At 72.3% G+C, this 3,468-nt stretch carries 2 protein-coding genes and 1 pseudogene; 1 reads left to right on the forward strand and 2 read right to left on the reverse strand.

Annotated features, from left to right (window positions below):
* Nucleotides 1-627, forward strand: a 627-nt coding sequence (locus tag ACLEQD_RS39540; protein ID WP_410391093.1) for a CHAP domain-containing protein, incomplete at its 5' end; no start/stop codon positions are given.
* A gap of 100 nt (nucleotides 628-727) precedes the next feature.
* Here the strand turns inward: ACLEQD_RS39540 and ACLEQD_RS39545 are convergent.
* Together ACLEQD_RS39545 and ACLEQD_RS39550 are read right to left on the reverse strand one after the other, a co-directional pair.
* Nucleotides 728-1,923, reverse strand: a pseudogene (locus ACLEQD_RS39545) (glycosyltransferase family 2 protein).
* 154 nt (nucleotides 1,924-2,077) lie between these two features.
* Nucleotides 2,078-3,468 (reverse strand): hypothetical protein (locus tag ACLEQD_RS39550; RefSeq protein ID WP_410391094.1); only part of this gene is annotated, 1,391 nt, incomplete at its 5' end.

Raw genomic sequence — 3,468 nt, forward strand, 5'->3', positions numbered from 1 at the left:
CCCGCGAAGCGGCGCCCCACCGTCACGCCCGTGAAGCAGACGCCCGTCAACCCCGCCCCCACGGGCACCCCGCGCGAGCGCGTGCTGGCCACGGCGCGCGCCCTGGTGGGCCAGTCCACGGTGCGGGTGAACGGCCGGCGCTACCCGGCGGACTGCACGGCGCTCATCGAGGCCACGTACGCCCAGGCGGGCGTGAGGTTCCGGGGCACGCTGAAGCCCGGGGACAACGGCGTCACCGCGATGTACCGCTACGCCCGGGCGAACGGCCGCGTGTACACGGACGGGCGCCCCGTGCCGGGCGACCTGGTGTTCTTCCGCGAGACGTATGATCAGAACCGCGACGGCCGGCGCAACGACGGCCTCACCCACGTGGGGCTGGTGGACGGCGTGGACGCGGACGGCACCGTCACCGTCATCCACCGCGTGAAGCGCGGCGTGGTGCGCTACCGGATGAACCTGGCGCGCCCCCACCTGCCCCGCGATCCGAAGACGGGCGAGGTGCTCAACGACATGCTGCGAAGCCCCGCCCCCGGCCAGCCGCACGTGCTCACCGGCCAGCTCTTCGCCGCGTTCGGCAGCGTGCTGCCCTCCGGCCCGGCGAAGCCCCTGGCGGTCGCGGCCCGGTAGGACCCAAAAGGAAAGCCCGTCGATTCCAGCCGTGCGCTTCCGGAACCAGCCGGAGCGCCGCGGGGAACCGACGGGCCTGCACTGCAAAGGCGGGTGAAGGTCAGGTCGACGTGGAGGTCGGCACGCGGGCGGTGCGGTCCCACGCGGCGCGCTGCGAGTTGCGCAGGAAGCGCCAGAAGCCCACGGCGATCGCCATGTTCATGGTCACGAAGTAGTACGCGATGGACGTGGCCTTCTTCGCGGCGCCGCGCTTGAAGACGCCGGAGCGGCCCAGGTACGCCAGGGCGTAGAAGCCCAGCTGCGCGCCCAGCGTGAAGCGGTAGAAGAGGCTGTCGAGCAGGAAGAGGTTCGCGAGGAGCGCCGCCGCCATCAGCGCGGGAGCGCACCAGCGCAAGAGCTTGTGCGACCAGAAGGCGAACGCGGGGAAGCCCGCGGTGGGCAGCAGCAGCCCGGGCACGAGGCGCAGGCTCTGGAAGTTGCCCGCCGCGATGCGCGCGCGCCGGCCGAACTCCTTGCCGTAGTCCTCCGTCTCTCCTCGTGGGCGACGGCGCCCTCCTCGTAGACGACCTTGTAGCCGCTCTCCAGGATGCGCAGCGGAATCACGAAGTCATCCACGATGGTGGACGGCGGCAGCTGCGTGAAGAGCGAGCGCCGGATGGCGTAGAGGCCGCCGTTGGCCCCCACCACCGCGCCGCGCCGGCCCTCGTACATCTTGATGAGGGACTCGTAGCTCCAGTACGCGCTCTCCTCGTAGTCCTGCTTCGTGGGGTTGTAGAGCCGCAGCTTGCCGCAGACCGCGCCGACCTCCGGATCCTCGAAGTGGCGGACGATCTTCCGGACCGCGTCCGGCTCGATCATCGTGTTCGCGTCCGACAGGAGCACGATGTCGCCGTGCGCGGACGGGATGCAGCGGTTGAGCACCGTCGTCTTGCCGGCGCGGGGCGCGGGCGACAGCCGCACGCGGTCATCCGTGCACTGCTGCACGAGCCCGTCCGTGCCGTCCGTGGAGCCGTCCGAGCCGATGACGACCTCGAAGCGGTCCGCAGGGTAGTCCAGCGCCAGGCTGTTCTTCAGCTTCGACTCGATGCAGCTCGCCTCGTTGTAGGCGGCCACCACCAGACTCACCGACGGCGGCGGCCCGGCCCTGACGCCCGTCCGGGCGGCCTCCCCCGAGCGCACCTTCCGCAGGTTCTGGAAGACCTGCGCCGCGCCCTCCAGGGCGAACAGGCTCAAGGGATAGAGAAAATACGTGTGCACCAGCGCCAGCGCCGCGCACCAGAAGAAGACCTCCGCCATCGACCACCCTCCCAACCCCGAGTCCTCGACGCCCGTGGACAAAGCAAGGCGCGTGCCTGGACGTTCAGAGGGACTTCAGGGCGAGAGAGCCAACGAGCCCCTGGGGAGGACTGGAGTTTCTCCAGGGTGAGACGGAGGTGATCCGGTCAACGTTTCAGGGCGTGGCGCCAGCGGCGGGGAGCTGGGCGAGCGTGCGCTTCGCCAGCTCGTGCTTGGGATTGAGCGCCAGCAGCTCGTTCAGCAGGCTCCGGGCCGTGTCCGGGTCGTTCTGGCGCAGCGCCAGCCGGGCGCCCAGGAAGTAGGGCCGCAGGAAGGTCCGGTCCTGGGTGCGCAGCGCGCCCAGCTCCTTGGAGACGGCCTGGAGGGTGGCGGCGGGAGAGCCGGAGCTGAGGGCGAACTCGGCGCGGGCCACGACGCTCCAGGACGGCGTGAGCTCCGCCTGGCGCAGGCGCTCCGCGAGGCCCAGCGCGTTGGAGGCGCCCGTCACCGCGGCGTAGAGGGCCTGGGCCTTGAGGCGCGCGGCGACGGTGGCGGCGGGCTCCACGTCCGGCGCGGCCCGGAGGCTCTCCACCAGCGCGTCGAGCTCCTTGCGCCGCTCGGCGATGGTCGTGCGCATCGGAGCCATGGCGCGCTCGGCCTCGCTCATCTCCGCGCGGAGGGCGTTCGCCTGCCCCATCCAAGCGGGCGACGACCTGGCGGAGCGCACCTCGTCGAGCTGCCGCTTGAACAGCTCCGCCTGGAGGCGCAGCTGGTCGAACCGCGCGTGCAGGTCGCTCAGCTGGAGGGTGTAGGCCACGGCCAGCTCGGCCTGGACCTCGGCGTACTTCGGGTGCGCGGTGGCCAGGGCCTCGAGGTCCTGGATGGCCTGTTCGCGCGAAGCAGCGTCATCACGGCGCAGGGACTTGACGGCGGCTTCCTTCTTGTCCACGGCCTCCGCCGGCATGGCGGCGTTGCGGTCGCGGAAGGCGGGATACGCCAGGTACCCGGCCAGGGCGATGCCCGCGAGCACCGCGAGCACGAGGAGCCCCCGGCTCAGCGTGGAGGACCGACTGTCGCCGTCCTCGATCACCACGGAGCCGGTGCGGGAGGCCCCGAGCAGCTCCGGAGGCAGGTCGCTGGAGGGCTTGCGCGACGGAAGGGGCCGGTCCAGCCCACTCCCGAGCAGCGATGCGCCGCCGGAAGGCGGTGGCGCCGCGGCCCTGGAGGGCTCGGTGCGAGCGAAGGGCGCGTCGTCGTCGGGCAGGGAGACGGTCGCGGTCGGCGCGCCCGTCGCCCAGGGCGCGTCGCCGTGGCCTTCCGGAACGAGCTTGGAGCGGGAGGCGCCAGCGGCGGACCCGGGTGGACTCACCGTGTCGTCCGAGGGCGAGATGTTCTCGAAGGACCGGGAACGCGGCGCGGAGGACTCCGAAGGGCCGGCCACCGCCCCGAACGCCTGCGTCGAGCCCCCCGGTGCGGCAGGGCCCGGCACCGCGCCGAACGCGCGCGTCGTGTTCCCCGCCGCCGAGGCCCCAGGCTCCGAGGGACGGAACGAACCCGAGGGCGACG

Origin of the sequence: Corallococcus sp. 4LFB (genome assembly GCF_046520365.1) — a bacterium.
Lineage (GTDB): Bacteria > Myxococcota > Myxococcia > Myxococcales > Myxococcaceae > Corallococcus > Corallococcus caeni.